The sequence below is a fragment of the Halomonas sp. DP5Y7-2 genome (assembly GCF_019802025.1).
Lineage (GTDB): Bacteria > Pseudomonadota > Gammaproteobacteria > Pseudomonadales > Halomonadaceae > Halomonas > Halomonas litopenaei_A.
Genome location: NZ_JAHVHY010000008.1, coordinates 152,183 through 171,069, shown reverse-complemented (window position 1 = coordinate 171,069; position 18,887 = coordinate 152,183). Strand labels below are relative to the sequence as shown.

Sequence of the window (18,887 nt, the reverse complement as noted above, 5' to 3'; positions counted from 1 at the left end):
ATGTGCAAGGACATTGTCACCCAGCCCAAGACCCTCATCGTGGCGGCGATGGTCTGCCTGCTGCTGAGCCTGGCGCTGATGCTATGGCCGGATCGCGCGGAAGCGCAGCAGACCGCTACCAGCCATCCCGGCATCGTGCGACTTCCCGCCAGTCGCGACCCCTTCGGCGAACGTACCCGAGCAATGCTGGCCGCACAGCGTGAGGGACGCGTGGCATCGCCCTCCGTCCAGGTGCTGTCGGGCAAGGTCCAGAGCCAGATCTATCAGCGCTATGTGGACAGCTTCGGCCACCCGATTCCAGAGCGCTATATCGAGACCGGCTTTGGCGAGGATTGAGGCTGGCACTCCGCGATGGCGACCGATGACATCGGCTGGCAGGCTGCAGCGACAGCGAGGCGCCATCGGCGTGATGACCGCCTTCCTGCTGGTCTGGCTGGTCGCCCTGGTGACCCTGGCCCTGGATGCCGGGCGCCTGTATCTGGAGCAGCGTCGCCTGCAGCAGGCGGCGGACCTGGCGGCAGTATCCGCGGCGGCAAGTTGCCAGGCGCTGTTTCAGGGGGATGCCTGTGGCCATGCCAGCCTGCGCCTGTGGGCCATCGATGCCGTGCAGGAAAATGGCATCGATGTGGACGCGGGGGACGCCACCATGACCCTGACCCAGGGCGCGGTTGACGACGGTGGCAGGTTCCTCACGGAGTCAGGGCTCGCCAACAGCGTCGAGGTCAGACTTCAGCGCGAGGTGCCCAGCAGCCTGCTGGCCAACCTGGGTGAGCTGATCGGCGGCGAGGTGGACGACAACACCCGGCTGACCGCTACCGGGGTGGCAAGGCGCGCCTCGATGGTAACGCTGAGCGCCGGGACCAGCCTGCTTGAGGTCGATACCAGCGAATCGGCAGTACTGGCGCTGCTGCTCGATCGGCTGATCGGTGCTCGGCTCGACCTGACGGTGCTGGGGGCGTATGACGGCGTTGGGCTCGAGCTCAGCCTGGGCGAGCTGCTGGGGGTCGAGTCGCTGGACGTGGACCTTGAAGAGCAACTCGCCCAATCGCTGGATCTCGAGGCACTGGGCCAGCGTATCCGTGAGGCACTGGACTCAGTAAGCGCCAATCCGGTGCGTCCGGGGGCGCCTGGCGAGCGCTTCACCCTGGCCGAGCTGCTGGCGATCGACCCACAGGGAGAGGTCGCGGTGCGCGATATTCTCACCGCTCGAGTGCCGGTTCGCGAGCTGCTGGAAGGCGCGCTGTTGCTCGACGCCAGCAAGCAGGGCGGAGTCCGTCTCGGGCTGGCGGACCTTTCCTCGATCGCCGTCGGGCTGGGGTTGGCCGACCTGTCGCTGGCACTCGAGGTCATCTCTCCTCCGACCATCGCCGTGGGACCTCCGGGCCCCGCTGGTGCAAGTCTGGCCAGCGACTGTTCATCGTCCTGCTATCGCAGCGTCGCCCGCAATGCGCAGCTCGAGCTGTCGTTGGAGCTTGGGCTTGGGCTGGCCGGACTGCTGAATGTGGAGGTAAGCACCCGGGTGACCGGGGCTGAAGGGCGCGCGGCGGTCGACGCCATGGCGGCGCTGGATGACGGGCTCGAGCTTAGCGTCGTGGCCCAGCGTTCGCTAGTGCAGATCGAGCAGGAGGTCAGGTTGCTGGGGCTTTTCTCCAATGACGAAGGTGCCACCGCGGGCAGCGCCCAGGGCGCCAAGGAGCAACGACGACTGGTCTGGCCAGGCCAGTCCCGGGCGGTCTTTGATGGCCAAGGTGGGGCCCAGGTGACCCAGGTGCTGGACGGACTGGTCACGAGTGTGGTCAACCAGCTGGGCTTGCTTGGTGGGCTGGTATCCACTTTTGGTGTGCCCTCCCTGCTGTCGGCGACGCTGTCTGACGTCAACGCGACCTTGCTGGAGCCGGCACTCGAGGGCTTGGGCATCGGCGTCAACACCCTGGATGTACGGGTGCTGGCGGTGGATGCAGGGGGCGTTGAGTCGCTGACGGGGTGCGCCACCAGCTGGGCAGGCTGTCAGGACGGCGAGTCGCCCTGATACGACAACCGAATGACTCGGTGGAGGAGCGATGAACAGACACCGCAGGGGAGTGCAGGGCCAGCGAGGGGCGGTGGCCATCGAGTTCGCCGTCGTGCTGCCGATTTTCCTGCTGCTGCTGTACGCCTTGATCAGCTACTCGGTGGCCATGGTGCAGCAGCACCAGTTGACCCAGGTGGCCAGCGAAGCGGCGAGGTCTGCCGCGGTGGTCGCCAGTGCCCCGTGGCTCGCCGAGGAAGACGTCGAGTCTGACGCCGCGCAGCGGGTACTCGACAGTATCAGCGCCATGGGCTGGAGCGCCGAGCAGACTCCAGGATGCGCCGATGGTGCCAGAGTGCGTCTTGAGGGCGACAGCCTGATCGTGTGCCTTGAGCGCCGGCCCGCGATCACGCCGCTCACCCTGCTGGGGATCAGCGTGCCTGACCTACCGGAGGCCCTGAGTGGGCGTGCAGTGGTCAAGCTGTAAACGCCAGGAGCCGCCCTGGGGCGGCTCCTTCTAGCGTGAACGGTCAGCATGAACTATCAGCATAGACATGCCGGCCTCAGCACGTCAGCGTCAGCATGGTCGGCGATGGCCGGAGGTGATCAGGCCGCCGTGATGATGTGGTACTTCTCCATCAACGTCTCGTGGCTTTCGACACGCTCGGGGTCCAGCGGTATGCAGTCCACCGGACACACCTGCTGACACTGAGGCTCGTCGTAGTGACCGACGCACTCCGTGCACAGGTTGGGGTCGATGACGTAGATCTCCTCGCCGGGAGAAATGGCGCCATTGGGGCATTCCGGTTCGCAGACGTCGCAGTTGATGCACTCGTCGGTGATCATCAGTGACATTGAGGGTCCTCACGCAGAGTCGCGGCCCTGGGGCCGGGGCTTCCGGTCAGGCGCGTCGCACAGCGACGGGGGTTGGCCTGGCGGGCAGCCCGGGGAAACGGCATTGCCGGTCCCGGTGTTCGGGATCAACGGGATTGGTCCTGCAGCGCAAGAGGCATCCGCAGCGTCAAATCCCAGTGTGATGGTCAGGTATTGTAATGGCTACGCAGGGTTTGTGCGACCTTGGGGTGCACGTGCTTGCTGATGTCTCCACCGAGGCGAGAAATCTCTCGTACCAGGGTGGAAGAAATGTAGGAATTCTCGACCTCTGGCGTCAGAAAGACGGTTTCCAGATCAGGCATCTGCGCGCGATTCATGTTGGCGAGCTGAAGCTCGTACTCGAAGTCGGATACCGCCCGCAACCCTCGCAGCAGTACCCGCGCATTCTGGGCTTGCATGAAGTCGGTCATCAGCCCGCTGAAGCCGACAACCTCGACGTTGCCCAGGGGGGCGACCACGTCTCGGGTCAACTCGAGTCGGGTATCCAGGTCCAGCGCGGGCCCTTTGCCGGGGCTCGCCGCGATGGCGACCACGACTTTCTCGAACAGGCGTGACGCCCGTTCGATCAGGTCGTAGTGACCGTTGGTGATCGGATCGAAGGTGCCGGGATAGACGGCCGTCGTCATCACCTTTGCTCCTGTCTCTCGTCGTCGTTGTCGGCAAGCTGGCCAAAGGGGTTGTCCACCGCCAGCGATACCGGCTGGGCGTAGCCCGGGATATGGATGCTGTCGTGCTGCACCTCGAGCTCCGGTCCTTCGAGCACGCCTTCACCGAAACGATAGCGCACGGCGAAGTGCCCCGCATCCGCCTGCTGGTGATAGGCACGGGCCTGGGCCCGTGTGACCTCGCGGCGCTTACGCCAGGCATCCATCGCCTGGGCTCCGTGGCGCTGGGTCAGCAGCCGCTCGGTGGCATTCGGCGAAATCAGCACGCCGGTGGCATTGTTGCCGCCAAAGCCTTTGGCATTGATCAGGCTCGCATCTGCGACGAAGGATTGGGTCTCACGGAAGAACCGAAGGCGTTCGGCGTGGACATCGTCTGCAACCTTGTCCAGGGTGCAGATCCCCGGCAGCAGGCCATGGGCGAAGCTGCCCAGAGCGCTGGTGAGCTGATCACCGGCGGCGCTGCCCTGGGAATGTCCCAGGAAGGCCTTGATGGCCACCACTGGCCACTCGGTGATGCCGTTGGCCTTGGCCACCGCGTCAAAGACGTGGGACTCGGTGGTGCGGTTCTTCGGTGTCGAGGTACCGTGGGCATGCAGGAAGGAGCGCTCGCGCAGGCTCTTTTCTCCAAGCATGTCGCGGATCAAGGCGCAGGCCTTGCCCAGGGTCACGTAGTTGCCGATACCGGGCGCCGAGATCGAGCGCTTCCAGCCGTCGGCGTTGACGAAGACCTCCGGTGCAGCAGCCAGGATATCCGCGCCTGTTTCCAACGCCAGGGCGTCGTCCATCAGCATCACGAATTGGCTGGACTCGCCCATGGTAAAGCCGCAGTTGCGGGCGAAGGGGCGGCTGGCGCGCTGGTAGTCGGCGTCGGTCAGCAGCTCCAGGGCGTCCAAGGCCTTCAGGCTATCATCGTCGGCAAGGGCCCCCATGGTGCGGAAGCCCTCGATGATCTCGGGAGTGATGGGCGCATCGGCGGTGCCCACCATGACGATTCTGCGACGGCCGCTGCGGATGTCGTCGATCCCCAGGCGCAGGTTGTACAGAAAGCTGGCGCAGGCCCCCAGCGCCGCGCCCGTGGCGCCGACGCTGCCCAGTACATAGGCGTTGAGGAAGTCGGCAGGCATCTGCCCGTAGCCCAGCGGCATCTGCTTTGAGGTGGCGCGTTTGCCGGATACAAAGCTCTTGAGCAGGCCGCCCCAGCCTTCGTCATCCAGCTGGCCGATCGAGTTGCCGGCGTAGACGGCGATCGCATCCGGGTCGAGCCGGTCGCGCAGCGTGTCCCAGTCGAGGCCGCTGTCGCCCAGGCAATCGCTGGCAGCGAACACCGCCATGGACAGACCGCGGGGGTGGTGCACGCTGCGATACAGCTGGCTGGGATCAAAGCCGCTGGGTAGCTGGCCGGCGGCGCGCACCTGAGCAGGGCGTGTCTCGGGCAGCATGACGTCCATCTGCCCCGCTGGCACGGTAACTTCCAGGTGATGCCGGTCGACCTCACGCACCTGCCAGGTAGGCGGCAGGTCGTCGGGTAGCTGGCGTCGACGCAGGCGGAAGGTGATCGGCGATTCCAGTGCCAGGTTGGCGCGACGATTGGCCGGCAGGCCTTCGTCGTTGAAACGCGGATCTTCGATGCGACGAATCAGGGTATGGCTAAGTACCTGGTCACGGGTTTCGAGCGCCAGTTGGGCGGCATCGAGCTCCTGGCCCTGGGCATTGTGCCAGTGCTGGTCAGCATCGCAGTGGGCCAGGCGCATCATGGCGGCCAGACCGAGCAGGGTGGAGGTCTGCTCGTCGTCGGAAAGGGCGTCGAGCACGGTGCGACGGAAGGCCTGATGGCCCGAGGTACGGCCGGCCGGGTTGACGCCGCCCATGCCCACGATCACCGGTAAGTGTGACAAGCCGGAGTCCTCGTATTGAAGCGGGTGAAAGGCTCGCTCTGGGAGCGCAGAAAACGGCGCTGATGAAGACCCGGGCAGATCAGCACGTCAGTGCTGCCCTTGGTCGAGGTGACGCCAACAGGCCAGAAGCGGGAATCCGAGGATTCGGCGGTCTGGCTTCAGCGCTGCTGGTGTTTATGCCTCGATGCCAAGGTGGCGAGGAGTCGTGCCTCGCGCGATGCTGCCCGTGTCCCAAGCAAAACGCCGTTCGATATTGCCACGGGATAGGATTTCAGGCCAGCGATGTTAGCACCTGGTCGGTCCTTCGTCATGCGCGAGCAGGGCGACAGTGCTGCTGCGACAGCGTGCACCAGGTGTGTTGCAAGGTGTTGCACATGGTGAGAGTGGCGCCGTTGCCCTTGCGCTGGCGAGCATTGGGCTGAGGCGTCTGTACCTGCTCACTTACCGGGGCTTTGGTACACTGGCTGTGCTATTCACGGCAGCATGTCGCTGTTGCCGCTTTCCCCGCTCGAGACCGCATATGTCTGATGTTCCCCGTATCGTGACCTCCGCCCAGACCGGCCCTCACGAGGACCTGCTGCGCAGGGTCACTCGTGGCCTGTCCCATGTCTGGCGCAAGCCTTTGGCTCAGCACACCCGAGACGCCTTTGACGATGCCGAGGCCTGGCGTCGCTCCCAGGGTGAGCGAGGGCTTATTCTCGATGCCTGCTGTGGTGTCGGTCTGTCGACACGCAGGCTGGCCGAGCAGTTTCCCGAGCACAGCGTAATCGGCGTCGACCGCAGCGCCGACCGCCTGTCCAGGGACCATGGGCCGCTGCCGGACAATGCCTTGCTGGTGCGTGCTGACCTGGTGGATTTCTGGCGTCTGGCCCTGGCGACGGGCTGGCAGCCCGAGCGGCACTATCTGCTGTACCCCAATCCCTACCCGAAGTCGGTCCAGCTGAAGCATCGCTGGCACGGGCACCCGGTGTTCCCGGCCATTGTGGGGTTGGGCGGGAGGCTTGAGGTGCGCTCCAACTGGCGGGTCTACGTCGAGGAGTTTGCCGCCGCGGTGGCTCTGGCCACTGGAGTGTCGGCGCCGGTCGAGGCCCACGACCCCGGCGCAGCACCGATGACCCATTTCGAGCGCAAGTACCACGAGCACCACCAACCTCTGTGGCGCCTGGTCGCCACGCTCGATCATCGCCCCCAGCTGATGCCAACCCCCTAGCGGACGGGGTCAGCGGGCGCCGGGGGCGGTCAGGCTATGGCTGACGGCGCGGAAGTTCTCGCCCAGGGTGGCGACCAGCCAGCGGGCGATAGGGCCCTTGGCGGCATCGCGGCGAATGACCGTTTCGACCTCGATGCTCGGGGGCTCGCCAAGGCCCGGTCCTGTCAGCGTCTGCAGCTTGTCGCGAAAAGGCGGATAGTCTGCCACGTGCTCCGGTACCAGCGACCAGCCGAGTCCGCGGGCAGTCAGCTCCGCCATGGAGTAGAAGCTATTGAGGCGCCAGTGCATGGGACTCAGGCAAGGCTCGGTGTGGGGCGGTGCCGTCGCCTCGCTATGGCGTGACGCCATCATCAGCTGTCGATAGCTGGCCAAGGCCGACGGCGTTACCGCTGCCTGCTGGGCCAGGGGGTGAGTGCTTCCTACCACCCAGCGCTGCTTCAAATGGGCGATGCGACTGCCCTCAAGGGGGCCTGCCGCATGCACCTGACTGAGCAGAATGCCCAGGTGGGCGGTGCCCTGCTCAACCCATTCGGCGACGTCCCCCTGGGCGCCGTACAGCAGGGTCAGCGACAGTGCGGGGTAATGCTCGGCAAGGGCCTCCAGCGTCGCGTCCACCGGGGGCATCTCGATCAAGGCTTCATGCATGGCCACCACCAGCTGGGCCTCTTCGCCCTGTGCCAGGGTCGCCGCACGGGCGTTGAGTCGTTCGCACTGCGCTTGTACGGCTCTGGCTTCCGGCAGTAGCGCATGGCCCGCTGCGGTCAGGGTGGGGGAGCGCGAACGGCGATCGAACAGCTCGCAGTCAAGGTCCAGCTCAAGATGGGAAATGCCGGTACTTACCGCCGATTGCGCACGCCCAAGATGACGCGCGGCGGCCGAGAACGAGCCCTGCTCGGCGCAGGCGATGAACAGCTGAATCTGGTCCAGGGTCCAATGCATGGTGGAAGGCCTACCTATCTGTTTACCTGATAGTAGCTAGCTGGAATCCATCGGCCAAGGGCCTAGAATAGGCGGCATCGTCAAGCGACAACGCCCTCGGGCGGGAGTGAACGTGATGCGGTCCTTGAAGGAACGTCTGGTACATATGGTGTCATTTGAGCTGGGTGGGCTGGTGATCGTCACGCCGCTGGCCAGCATGCTCAGCGGTCACGGCCTCGCCGAAATGGGAGTGCTGGCGGCCGGGCTCGCCACCGCCGCCATGCTGTGGAACCTGGTGTGGAACTGGATGTTCGATCGCTGGGTCCCCAGTCGCCGGCGCACCTTGCAGCAGCGTCTGGCCCAGGCCTTTGGTTTCGAGCTCGGGCTACTGGTCATGACGCTTCCTGCGGTGGCCTGGTGGATGAACATCGGTCTGGTGGAAGCGTTCTGGCTGGACGCCGGCTTTATGCTGTTCTTCCTGATCTATGCCATGGTTTTCAATTCGCTGTTCGACCGGATCGTCGAACGTCGTCTTCAGGGAGCAAGCGGATGAGTTATCTGTATCTGGCACTGGCCATCGTCGCCGAGGTCATTGCCACCTCGGCGCTCAAAGCCTCCAACGAATTCACCCGGCTGTGGCCCAGCGTAGTGGTGGTGGTGGGCTACCTGGCGGCCTTCTACCTGCTGTCGCTGGTACTGCGCAGCGTACCGGTGGGGATCGCCTACGCCTTCTGGGCGGGGCTTGGCATCGTGCTGGTGACCCTGGTCGGCATCATCGTCTACGGCGAGAAGCCCGACCTGCCTGCCCTGGTGGGGCTCGCCATGATCATTGGCGGGGTCTGCGTGATCCAGCTGTTTTCTTCTACGGCGTCCCACTGACGGTTCTCGGCGTCCCTGTGACGGGTTCTCGGCGTCCCTGTGACGGTTTGTCGGCGTCCCTATGAGCGTGACGGGTAGCAATAAGCGCTGCGGCGTGGTCATGTCATCGACCCGCAGTCGAATCCTGTCGCGCCAGGCGGTAGACTCGGCCCTCGTTGCGTCGAAACGGCGTGACGTCCGTCCACCCCAGGGAAGTCTTCATGTCGTCGCGCTCTTCATCCGCCATATCCGCCTTGATGACCACAGCGTTGCTGACGCTGGCTACCGTCATGGTGCCTGCCGCCAGCGTGCAGGCGGCGGGCTTCTCGAATCTTGCCGAATTGACGAATCAGGGCTTCCAGGTCAGTGCCGAGGCACGCTTGCTCGAAATGGGCGCCGCGCCAGCAGAAACCCTGGGTAGCCTGGAACCGGGCCGCTTGTTGACGCCGGCATCGGTCACCAAGGTCTACACCGCCGCAGCGTCGTTGGATGCCTGGGGGCCACAGCATCGCTTTACCACCGATGTGGTCAGCACCGCTCGTCCGGATGCCGGCGGGACCGTGGCGGGCGACCTGGTGCTGGTGGGCGGCGGCGACCCCAGTTTGACCAGCGAAGACCTGTGGCGCCTGGGTCAGCGGCTGCACCAGGCGGGCGTACGGCGTGTCTCCGGCAGGCTGGTCGTCAGCCAGTGGCGCTTTGGTCCGGTGACCTGCCGTACCATCGACCGCTGCACCGCCCGTGAGCGTTCCGACAATGCCTACAGTGCGCTGCTGACCTCGGCCGGCGTCAACTACGGCAGCTGGTGCGTGCAGGTGGCCCCTGGCGCCGTGGGTGGCCCTGCGCGGATCACCGGCTGCAACAGCCAGGCGCCGCTGTTCGCGGTCAACAATCAGGTCACCACTCAGGGCGCCAATGCCGGTACCAGCCTGCAGGCCACCCGAGTCACTGGTAGCACCGGCGAGACCTTGACGGTCAGTGGACAGATTTCCTCCAACGCCTTGCCCCGTGAGGTCTACCGTGCCAGCGCTGATCCCGCGGCGCAGACGGCTGCCACCTTCCAGGCCATGCTGGCGAGCATGGGAATCACGGTGGAAGGGGGCGTGGCCACGACCAGCGAGCCGCCGCCGGCCTCCGCACGGCGCCTGGCAGCGGTGGATGGCAAGCCGCTGCAGGAAATTCTGCTGCGTATGCTCAACTACTCCAACAACTACATGGCCGACGTGCTGGCGCTGAATCTGGTCGATCAGCCGAGGGCGGAGCTCGACCAGGCCGGGACGGCACTGGAAACCTTTATTGCCCAGGTGCCAGGTCATGGCGCAGCGACCATGGAAAGCGGCAGTGGCCTGACCACGGGCAACAAGATATCCGCCATGGGGGGTAACGCCCTGCTGGAGTACATGTTCCAGCGAGCCGACCTGTTCCCGGTGTTCAACGCAGGACTGCAGGCGCCCACCAATGGCCCGATGCGCTTCATTCGACGGGGGTCGTCGACCTTCCAGAGCCACGTCACGGTGAAGACCGGCACGCTTAACCAGCCGGTGGCGGTGCGTGCCGTGACCGGTTACTTCCGTACCGCAAGCCATCGCTTCGGGGTATTCACGGTGCTGGTCAACGGCACCTCCTCCACGCCCTATATCAGCTGGTCCAGGGTGCTTGACCTGGTATCTCTCGATCTGGATCGCATGATTGCCAACCACTGAGGGACGCAGGAACGCGTCCCGCTGCACGAGGAAGTCTCATGAAGCCCGGACACACCGGCTGGCGCCACCTGATTCACTCGACGCGTTACTCATTGAAGGGATTGCGAGCGGCCTTTCGTCATGAATCGGCCTTCCGCCAGGAGCTGGGGCTGTGCATGGTGCTGGTACCGCTGGCCTGGTGGATTGGCGATACCCCGGTGGAGTGGATTCTGCTGGTGGGCAGCTGCTTCATGGTGCTGATCGTGGAGCTGGTCAACAGCGCCATCGAGAGCGTGGTCGATCGCATCGGGCCCGAGCGCCATGTGCTGTCCGGGCGAGCCAAGGATATTGGTTCCGCCGCAGTGATGCTGGCGCTGTTCATGGCGGGATTGACCTGGGCGTTGCTGGCCGCCGAGAAGTTCTTGATGGGCTGACGGCCATCTTGCACCTGCGGAGGGTGTCGGGACCGCCGCGCTTGTTTATGCTCAGGGTATGAACCGAGGCATAAACCGCCGGCTGAAGCGCACGGCGACGATGACGAACAAGGAGAGCCGCCATGGAACAGAGCCCGGACTTTCTTCCCCGCGATGATATTCCGGCTGCCTTGCACGGTGCTCTGGACAAGGCATGGGGACGCCTGGCCGCGCGTATCGATCAGGCGGACAACATCGCCGAGATGAGCGGCAGCGAGCCCCCCGGTGAGCTGTATCAGGCGCTCGAAACCCATCGACGGGTCGAACTTGCCCGAGTGCTGGCGATCTCCGAGTTTGCCGCCGAGACGCTGGTGCGCTATCCCCAATGGCTGGGCTGGTTGGACTCCAGCGGCGAGCTGGATCGTGCGCTGAGCCTTGCAGAGCTCCAGGAGCTGTTGGATGAGGTCCTGGCGTCGGCCGACGACGAGGCTGCCATGCAGGCAGCCGTACGCCGCTTTCGTGCCGCGCGCATGCTGGGGATCGTGTGGCGTGATATCAATCGCCCTGAGGGCATCGATGCCTGGGCCACTGGTGCCGCGGTGTCGCGCCTGGCCGAGGTCTGCCTGGAAGGTGCGCTTGGCTGGCTCGAGCGCTTTGTCGAGGCCCGCTGGGGACGCCCCGCGCCCCGCGGGGACGGCAGCGAGCAGCGCCTGGTGGTGCTCGGCATGGGCAAGCTGGGCGCCGGCGAGCTGAACCTGTCGTCGGATATCGACCTGATCTTAGCCTATCCCGAGAAGGGCGAGACCCAGGGCGGGCGCAAGGCGCTGGACCACGTCGAGTACTTCACCAAGCTCGGGCAGAAGCTCATTTCGGCCCTGGACCCGGTGACCGCCGACGGCTTCGTCTTTCGCGTCGACATGCGCCTGCGGCCGCTGGGGGACGGCGGGCCACTGGTCGGCAGCTTTGCCTCACTGGCAGGCTACTACCAGGATCAGGGCCGCGAGTGGGAGCGCTACGCCATGCTCAAGGCGCGCCCGGTGGCCGGCGATATCGATGCCGGCTACGAGCTGCTGTCGAGTATTCGCCCCTTCGTCTATCGCAAGTACCTGGACTTCGGTGCCATCGAGTCGCTGAGGGAGCTCAAGGCGATGATCAATCGCGAGGTCCGGCGCAAGGGCATGCAGGGCAACATCAAGCTGGGCCCCGGCGGCATCCGCGAGGTCGAGTTTATCGTTCAGGCCTTTCAGCTGATTCGCGGTGGGCGTGATACCGAGCTTCAGGTCACCTCGTTGAAGACCGCCATGCAGCGTCTGCCGGAGCTCGGCCTGTTGCCCCAGGGCGTGGTCGACGAGCTGCTGCCGGATTACGCCTTCCTGCGTGATCTGGAGCACGCCATCCAGGCGCTGGAGGATCGCCAGACCCAGGCCCTGCCCGATGACGAGCTCGACCGCGAGCGAGTGGCGCTGGCCATGGACGCCAAGGACTGGCCGGCGCTGATGGCGCAGCTGGATGAGGTGCGCGCACGGGTCCGCCAGCACTTCGATGCGGTGATCAGCGATCCCGAAGACGAGGTCGAAGAGGACCCGGAGGAGGGCGCCAACCTCGAAACCTGGCGCCAGCTGTGGCGCGGCGAGCCGGACGACGAGGAGGCCGAGGCCACGCTGGCGCGGGCTGGCTTCGAAGACGCCGCCACCGCGCTCAAGCGGATCAAGGGCCTGGCGGGATCGCGCCAGGTTCAGGCCATGCAGCGGGTGGGCTTTGAGCGCCTTGACGCGCTGATGCCGATGCTGCTGGACGCGCTGGCCGACAGCGAAGCACCCGATGCGTCACTCGAGCGAGTGCTGCCGCTGATCGAGGCGGTGCTCAGGCGCACCGCCTACCTGGCCCTGCTGCGGGAGAACCCGGACGCCCTGGGCCACCTGATGAAGCTGTGTGGCGCGAGTCCCTGGATCGCCGAGCAGATCGCCCGTTATCCGATCCTGTTGGATGAGCTGCTGACGCCTGACACCCTCTATACCCCGGCCGACAAGCAGCGTCTGGCCGATGAGCTGCGCCAGACCCTGGCGCGGATCCCCGAGGATGATGAAGAGGCCCAGCTGGAAGCCCTGCGGGTGTTCAAGCACGCCCAGGTGCTGCATGTGGCGGCCTCCGACATCGCCGGCACCCGTCACCTGATGAAGGTCAGCGATTATCTCACCTACATCGCCGAGGTGATTCTCGACGCGGTGCTGGTGATGGCCTGGAAGACCCTGACCCGCAAGCATGGCTTTCCGCTTGGCAAGGATGGCGAGCGGGTGGGCGAGTCCCCGGCGTTTCTGGTCGTCGGCTACGGCAAGCTCGGCGGCATTGAGCTGGGCTATGGCTCGGACCTCGACCTGGTGTTTCTGCATGACTGCGCGTCCCAGGGCGAGACCGACGGCAAGCGCCCGATCGACAACACCGTCTTTTTCACCCGCCTGGGACAGCGCATCATCCACCTGCTGTCGGCGGTGACGCCAGCCGGGTCGCTCTACGAGGTCGACATGCGACTGCGCCCCTCTGGCAATGCCGGTCTGCTGGTCAGTCCCCTGAGCGCCTTTGCCGACTATCAGCGCGAGCAGGCCTGGACCTGGGAGCACCAGGCGCTGGTGCGCTCCCGTGTGGTGGCCGGCAGTGCCGAGCTGACCGAGGCCTTCGAGCAGGTACGCCGCGATATTCTCGGCAGCGAGCGCGAGCAAGACGCCCTGCGCGATGAAGTGGTCAAGATGCGCCACAAGATGCGTGACCACCTGGGGTCAAAGGGCAGTGACGACACCTTTGACCTCAAGCACGACCCCGGAGGCATGGTCGATATCGAGTTCCTGTGTCAGTACGCGGTGCTGGCACTGTCCCATCAGACGCCGGAGCTCATGCGCTTCAGCGACAACATGCGGATTCTCGAGACCCTGGAAGAGACCGGTCACCTGGCCCCCGACGAGGCCCAGGCCCTGCGTGATGCCTACCTGGCCGCGCGCAGCGCCAACCACCGTGCAGCGCTGACCCGGGAGACCGCCCGCGGCGATGTGGTCGAGTTCAAGGCCCATCGGCAGGTGGTCATCGACGCCTGGCGGCGCTGGCTGGAGCCCGAGGCCTAGGGCCTTTATCAAGGCTCTCGGAGCGCTGGTGCCAGGCCGGATCAGGCCACCTGGCGCTCCGGGAACTGCGCGGTAAACCAGCGCTTGAATCTTTCGAATGCCTCGTCGTTCTCGCACTCTTCCCGGTAGAGCAGGTAGTGGTGAGTGTCGTTCAGCACGATCTGCTCGTTGACCGGGCGCACCAACCGCCCCTGGCGCAGCAGATGCTCCACCAGATGGCCCCAGCCCAGCGCCACCCCCTGGTCGCTCAACACCATCTCGATCAACAGGTTGTAGTCATTGGCATTGAACACGTGGGGAGCGTCTGCCGGGCGCTGGTCCAGCGACATGCCGTGCATCGACAGCCATACGCTCCAGTCCACGTGCTCGGCAACCTGGGAACGACCGTAGGGCGTCAGGTTCAGCAAAGTGCCGTCACGCATGGTGTCCAGCGACGCCACCTCCGGGTGGTCGCGTAGATAGCGCGGCGTGCAGATGGGGAAGATCTCATCGTGAAACAGCGCCACGCTCAGATAGCCCTCCCGCAACCGTGACATCTTGGTGATGAAGAGATCTGGCTTCAGCCCGGGGTCCAGTGACAGGAAGTTCTGGGTAGTGACCAAGTTGAGGTCGATGTCCGGATTGGCACTGAAGAAGCTGGGCAGGCGGCTGGCCATCCATAGCGCCGAAAATGCCGGCGAACAGCACACCGTCAACTGTCGTCGCGCCGGGCGTGCCTGCTCACGCCGAATGCGATCTGCCGCCTGGGCAATGTTCAGAAACGAGAGCTGTGCTGCGTCGAAGAAGATCGAGCCGGCCGGGGTTAATTCCACGGAGCGGCCAGTACGGGTGAACAGTGGTGTTCCAAGATGATCTTCGAGCTCGCGAATCTGGCGGCTGATGGCCGCCTGCGTCACACAGAGCGACTCGGCGGCTCGGGTGAAGTTCAAGTACTTGGCCGCTGCCACGAAGGATCTGACCGCGCGCAGGGAAGGCATCCTGATGAGCGTCTGGTCCGGGGCAGTGGGAATCGTCATGGGCACGGCTCGCTTTGGTATTGAGGGGGCGGCGACCCCTCCAGCATATGCGATCTGCCGGCCGCTGACATGTCACGCAAGCGCCGTTCTATTGCGCTTGCTCAACCATGACCTGAGGTCATGACTTCTCGGCAGTAAAGGTTGATTCCGCCCCGCCAGCACCCTTCATAAGCTGATCCGTGGCAGCGAACCATTCCCCGGCTCACTGTCGGCTCGTCTCCTGCTGGTGCTGGCCGAAGCGCCGTCGCAGGACACCGTAACCACACAACAACGAGGACCTGGCATGAATTTCGATGGTATCTGGGTGCCCATCGTCACCCCTTTCGATGACGCCAACCGTATCGATTATCCGGCGCTGACAGGGCTGGTCGACCTGCTGGTGGAGCAAGGGGTGCATGGCCTGATCGTGGGCGGCACCACCGGTGAATACTATGCGCTGGATCATGCCGAGCGGCTGGCCACTATCTCTGCCGTGGTCGACCATCTGGCCACCTTGGGGCAGCGTTCCATCCCGGTCATTGCCGGCATCAACAGCACGACCACCGACGAGAGCCTGGCGCTGGGCAAGGCCGCCAGGGACGCAGGCGTCGATGGCATTCTGGTGGCGGCACCCTTTTACAGTCACCCGACTCAGGATGAGTTGCGCGCCCACATCGAGCGCATCGATGACGCCGTCGACCTGCCGATCATGCTCTACAACTTTCCCGACCGCACCGGCGTGCCCATGAGCCTCGAGCTGCTCGACGCACTGCGCGCGCGTCCCAATGTCCAGGCGATCAAGGAGAGCACCGGTTCCATCGAGCGCCTGCACGCGTTGGCCACCGAGCATGCCGACCATCTGCAGCTGTGCTGCGGCATGGACGATCAGGTGCTGGAGTTCTTTGTCTGGGGCGCGCGCAGCTGGGTCTGCGGTGCCGGCAATTTTCTGGCTCCCGAGCACGTGGCGCTGTATCGCAGCTGCGTGGAGGAGAAGAACTTCATCGCCGGTCGTGAACTGGCGACCCGGCTGCTGCCGATGCTCAACCTGTTGGAGCAGGGCGGCAAGTTCTGTCAGTCCATCAAGGCGGGGTGTGAGCTGGTCGGACATCCGGTGGGCCCCACGCGGGCGCCGTTGCTCGCGCTTGCCGAGGACGAACGTCGTGAACTGGCGGCCATCATCGAAATGCTTAGGCGCCACGATCGCTAGGGCTCAGCCACTAAGGTGACGACTTCAACGACTTGCCAATGACGACTAGCCAATGACGACTGTGATGTCTTTTGAGCGTGACCCATTGAGTCACGCAGGTGCCGTCGGCAGGCGGCAGCTGGGTCTGCCGAGCCCGCACTCCGATGGATGCAATGCCTGGTACGAGATGCTGCCTTTACCCCCGGCAAGCACTGTCCTGATGGGACAGCAGTGTGCCGACTGGGTCGTGCTGGGCGCGGGGCTAGCTGGCCTGGCCGCCGCCCGGCGGCTGGCCGAGTTGCATCCGCAGTCTTCCATCGCCCTGGTCGAGGCCTCGCGGGTCGGCTTCGGGACGGCCGGCCGCAACTCTGGCTTCATGATCGACCTGCCCCATGACCTGAGGTCGCACAGCTATACCGGTGACTGCCAGGTGGATCGAGATCAGATTCGCCTGAATCGCGTCGCCATCGACTGGCTGCGCCAGATCGTCAGGAAGCATGACATCGCCTGCGATTGGCAGGAGCGAGGCAAGCTCCACGGTGCTGCCGAGCCACAGGGACTCGCGGATCTGGAGGATTTCGCCCTGGGGCTCGACGCCCTGGGCGAACCCTACACCGCCCTCGATGGTCGTGATATGGCTCGAATCACCGGCAGCCCCTTCTACTGCGGCGGCCTGCATGCGCCTGGTTGTGTGCTGGTGCAGCCCGCTGCGCTGGTACGCGGGCTGGGGGCGAGCCTGCCGGAGAACGTCAGGCTGTTCGAGGAAAGTCCGATCCAGACCCTGGAGATCGGATCGCCCCATCGATTGATCACACGCCAGGGGGCGCTGACCACGCCGCGCTTGATCCTGGCGACCAACGCCTACGCGTCCAGGCTGCCTGGGCTCGGGCTCAGTGGACGGATGCTGCCGATCTACACCTTCGCCAGCATGACGCGTCCACTGGACGCTGGCGAAGCCATCCGGCTAGGCGGTGATCCCTGCTGGGGGCTGGTCCCGGCGGACCCCATGGGTACCACCGTCAGGCGCCTGGGCAATGGCCGGATCTGCATTCGCAACTCTTTCCGCTATCGGCCCTCGCTCAAGGCCGATGCGGCGGTACTGAGGCGTGTCCGTGAGATCCACCAGCGATCGTTCCGACGACGCTTCCCGATGTTCGACAACGTCGAGATGACCCATACCTGGGGAGGCGCACTGTGTCTGTCGCGCAATGGCGGCGCGCCTTTCGGCGAGCTGGCACCGGGACTCTACAGCGCGCTGTGTCAGAACGGTCTTGGCCTGACCAGGGGCACCCTGGCCGGCAAGTCCATCGCCGAGTTTGCCAGTGGCGTCGACAGCGACGTGCTGGCGCTAATGTTGAAGCAGCCCAGGCCCTGCCGCAATCCGCCCGAGCCGTGGCTGGGTCTGGGCGTGCGCTCGACCTTGGCGTGGAAGGAGTGGCAGGCCGGCATCGAGCGCTGAGCCGAGCCTGCCTGCTGCCCATGATCGGGATACCAAGAGGATAATCACAATGACCGATAGTCTGGATCGCGGCGCCATTGAGGCCGCCATCGATACCTTGAAGCTTCCGCACCAGGCCTTTATCGACGGCCGCTTTGTCGATGCCTTGAGTGGTGAGACGTTCACCACCCTCAACCCCGCCACCGGCGAGGCGCTGACCCAGGTGGCCGCCTGTGACGAGGCCGACGTGGACGCTGCCGTGACGGCAGCGCGGCGGGTCTTCGATGCCGGTGACTGGTCGCGGCGCCCACCGGCGGAGCGCAAGGCGGTGCTCTTGCGGTTTGCCGACCTGATAGAAGACCACTGCCTGGAGCTTGCGCTGCTCGAGAGCCTGGAAGCAGGCAAGCCCATCGGCGAGTGCTACAACGTCGATATCCCCGACACCGCCAACACGCTGCGCTGGCACGCCGAGGCCATCGACAAGATCTACGATGCCCTGTCGCCGGCAGGGGATGACGTGGTGTCGATGATCACGCGGGAGCCGATTGGCGTGGTGGGTGCGGTATTGCCCTGGAACTTTCCGGCCATGATGGCTGGCTGGAAGCTGGGTCCGGCGCTGGCTGCGGGTAACAGCGTCGTGCTCAAGCCCGCGGAGCTGACCTCGCTGAGTACGCTGCGCCTGGCAGAGCTGGGGCGTGAGGCGGGCCTGCCCGATGGCGTGCTCAATGTCGTGACGGGGCTTGGTCATGTGACCGGCAAGGCCATTGGCCTGCATCCGGATATCGACCTGGCCGCCTTTACCGGCTCCACCGAGATCGGACGCCGCTTCCTCGAGTATTCGGCGGCCAGCAATCTCAAGCGTGTCGTGCTCGAATGTGGCGGCAAGAACCCGCAGATCGTGATGGACGATGCCGGTGACCTGGCCTCGGTGGCGAGCAACGTGCTGGCCTCGGCGTTCTGGAACATGGGGGAAAACTGCTCGGCGGGCTCGCGGCTGATCGTTCAGCGTGGCGTCAAGGACGCCCTGCTCAAGGAACTTACCACCCAGCTCGAGCGTGACTGGCGGCTCGGCGACCCCCTCGATCCTGAGGTGCAGTTGGGGGCGCTGATCGAGCGAGATCACCTGGACAAGGTGCTGTCTCACATCGAGGCGGGGCGCCGCGAGGGGCTCAAGCTGGTCACCGGAGGGGAGCGCCTCGGCGAGCGTGGCTACTTTGTCGCGCCCACCATCTTCGATGAGGTGCCGCCGACGTCGTCACTGGCGGTGGACGAGATCTTCGGGCCGGTACTGGCGATTATCGTGGTGGACAGTGAAGACGAGGCCGTGGCGGTGGCCAATGATACCTGCTACGGCCTGGCCGCCTCGCTGTATACCGAGAACCTGAGCCGAGCACACCGCATGGCGAGGGCGATCCGCGCAGGTACTGTCTCGGTCAACTGCTTCTCGGAAGGCGATATCACCACTCCCTTTGGTGGCTTCAAGCAGTCTGGCTTCGGCGGGCGTGACAAGTCGATCTATGCCCACGACCAGTACTGCGAAATGAAGACGACCTGGATTCAGCTTTCCGGACAGCAGTGATGCATCTTCGCGTCATCCGCTGGCGCTGATACCGCT

General features: G+C 65.1%; 17 protein-coding genes. 12 read left to right on the top strand and 5 right to left on the bottom strand.

The window, feature by feature from the left end; all coding sequences use genetic code 11:
• The 3 genes from KUW18_RS16230 to KUW18_RS16220 are packed head-to-tail and all read left to right on the top strand — an operon-like array spanning window position 1 to window position 2,495.
• Window positions 1-336 (top strand): DUF3613 domain-containing protein, encoded by a 336-nt coding sequence (locus KUW18_RS16230; protein WP_222561869.1) that lies wholly within the window; start codon window positions 1-3, stop codon window positions 334-336.
• A 25-nt stretch (window positions 337-361) separates the two neighbouring features.
• The gene (locus tag KUW18_RS16225; RefSeq protein WP_222561868.1) at window positions 362-2,029 is read left to right on the top strand and encodes a pilus assembly protein TadG-related protein; all 1,668 of its coding nucleotides are present in this window, start codon (window positions 362-364) and stop codon (window positions 2,027-2,029) included.
• Window positions 2,030-2,060: 31 nt separating this feature from the next.
• On the top strand, window positions 2,061-2,495 hold the full coding sequence (locus KUW18_RS16220) for a TadE/TadG family type IV pilus assembly protein (protein ID WP_206940611.1): 435 nt from the start codon (window positions 2,061-2,063) through the stop codon (window positions 2,493-2,495).
• 119 nt (window positions 2,496-2,614) lie between these two features.
• On the opposite strand, the gene KUW18_RS16215 is transcribed toward KUW18_RS16220, so the two are convergent.
• From KUW18_RS16215 to KUW18_RS16205, 3 genes are all read right to left on the bottom strand, one after another.
• Window positions 2,615-2,863, bottom strand: a complete 249-nt coding sequence (locus tag KUW18_RS16215; protein ID WP_206940609.1) for a YfhL family 4Fe-4S dicluster ferredoxin — start codon at window positions 2,861-2,863, stop codon at window positions 2,615-2,617.
• Between the two features lie 185 nt (window positions 2,864-3,048).
• Window positions 3,049-3,528 (bottom strand): pantetheine-phosphate adenylyltransferase, encoded by a 480-nt coding sequence (coaD, locus tag KUW18_RS16210; protein ID WP_206940607.1) that lies wholly within the window; start codon window positions 3,526-3,528, stop codon window positions 3,049-3,051.
• Window positions 3,528-5,435, bottom strand: a complete 1,908-nt coding sequence (locus tag KUW18_RS16205) for a beta-ketoacyl synthase (protein ID WP_222561962.1) — start codon at window positions 5,433-5,435, stop codon at window positions 3,528-3,530. Before KUW18_RS16205 ends, coaD begins: the two co-directional genes overlap by 1 nt.
• Window positions 5,436-5,982: 547 nt before the next feature.
• On the opposite strand from KUW18_RS16205, the gene KUW18_RS16200 reads away from it, so the two are divergent.
• Complete coding sequence (locus KUW18_RS16200; RefSeq protein ID WP_206940605.1) at window positions 5,983-6,672, top strand: tRNA (guanine(46)-N(7))-methyltransferase TrmB; 690 nt, start codon at window positions 5,983-5,985, stop codon at window positions 6,670-6,672.
• Window positions 6,673-6,681: 9 nt separating this feature from the next.
• Here the strand turns inward: KUW18_RS16200 and KUW18_RS16195 are convergent, their stop codons facing one another.
• Window positions 6,682-7,611, bottom strand: coding sequence for a LysR family transcriptional regulator (locus KUW18_RS16195; RefSeq protein ID WP_206940603.1), 930 nt, complete (start codon window positions 7,609-7,611; stop codon window positions 6,682-6,684).
• A gap of 115 nt (window positions 7,612-7,726) precedes the next feature.
• On the opposite strand from KUW18_RS16195, the gene KUW18_RS16190 reads away from it, so the two are divergent.
• The 5 genes from KUW18_RS16190 to glnE all read left to right on the top strand — a co-directional run bounded on the left by KUW18_RS16190 (window position 7,727) and on the right by glnE (window position 13,653).
• Window positions 7,727-8,143 carry a PACE efflux transporter gene (locus KUW18_RS16190; protein WP_222163957.1) on the top strand — a complete coding sequence of 139 codons (417 nt, stop codon included), beginning with the start codon at window positions 7,727-7,729 and terminating at the stop codon, window positions 8,141-8,143.
• The gene (locus KUW18_RS16185) at window positions 8,140-8,469 is read left to right on the top strand and encodes a DMT family transporter (RefSeq protein ID WP_206940600.1); all 330 of its coding nucleotides are present in this window, start codon (window positions 8,140-8,142) and stop codon (window positions 8,467-8,469) included. The genes KUW18_RS16190 and KUW18_RS16185 overlap by 4 nt, the downstream gene beginning before the upstream one ends.
• Before the next feature lie 200 nt (window positions 8,470-8,669).
• On the top strand, window positions 8,670-10,148 hold the full coding sequence (dacB, locus tag KUW18_RS16180) for a D-alanyl-D-alanine carboxypeptidase/D-alanyl-D-alanine-endopeptidase (RefSeq protein ID WP_242520708.1): 1,479 nt from the start codon (window positions 8,670-8,672) through the stop codon (window positions 10,146-10,148).
• A 38-nt stretch (window positions 10,149-10,186) separates the two neighbouring features.
• A complete protein-coding gene (locus KUW18_RS16175; protein WP_206940597.1) occupies window positions 10,187-10,561 on the top strand; it encodes a diacylglycerol kinase in 375 nt (124 codons plus the stop codon).
• A gap of 122 nt (window positions 10,562-10,683) precedes the next feature.
• Window positions 10,684-13,653, top strand: coding sequence for a bifunctional [glutamate--ammonia ligase]-adenylyl-L-tyrosine phosphorylase/[glutamate--ammonia-ligase] adenylyltransferase (gene glnE / locus KUW18_RS16170; RefSeq protein ID WP_222561867.1), 2,970 nt, complete (start codon window positions 10,684-10,686; stop codon window positions 13,651-13,653).
• A 41-nt stretch (window positions 13,654-13,694) separates the two neighbouring features.
• On the opposite strand, the gene KUW18_RS16165 is transcribed toward glnE, so the two are convergent.
• On the bottom strand, window positions 13,695-14,669 hold the full coding sequence (locus tag KUW18_RS16165; RefSeq protein WP_222561866.1) for a LysR family transcriptional regulator: 975 nt from the start codon (window positions 14,667-14,669) through the stop codon (window positions 13,695-13,697).
• Between the two features lie 283 nt (window positions 14,670-14,952).
• On the opposite strand from KUW18_RS16165, the gene KUW18_RS16160 reads away from it, so the two are divergent.
• From KUW18_RS16160 to KUW18_RS16150, 3 genes are all read left to right on the top strand, one after another.
• A complete protein-coding gene (locus tag KUW18_RS16160; protein WP_222561865.1) occupies window positions 14,953-15,855 on the top strand; it encodes a dihydrodipicolinate synthase family protein in 903 nt (300 codons plus the stop codon).
• 64 nt (window positions 15,856-15,919) lie between these two features.
• The gene (locus KUW18_RS16155; RefSeq protein ID WP_222561864.1) at window positions 15,920-17,293 is read left to right on the top strand and encodes an NAD(P)/FAD-dependent oxidoreductase; all 1,374 of its coding nucleotides are present in this window, start codon (window positions 15,920-15,922) and stop codon (window positions 17,291-17,293) included.
• A gap of 49 nt (window positions 17,294-17,342) precedes the next feature.
• On the top strand, window positions 17,343-18,851 hold the full coding sequence (locus KUW18_RS16150) for an aldehyde dehydrogenase (RefSeq protein ID WP_222561863.1): 1,509 nt from the start codon (window positions 17,343-17,345) through the stop codon (window positions 18,849-18,851).
• Window positions 18,852-18,887: the final 36 nt, after the last annotated feature.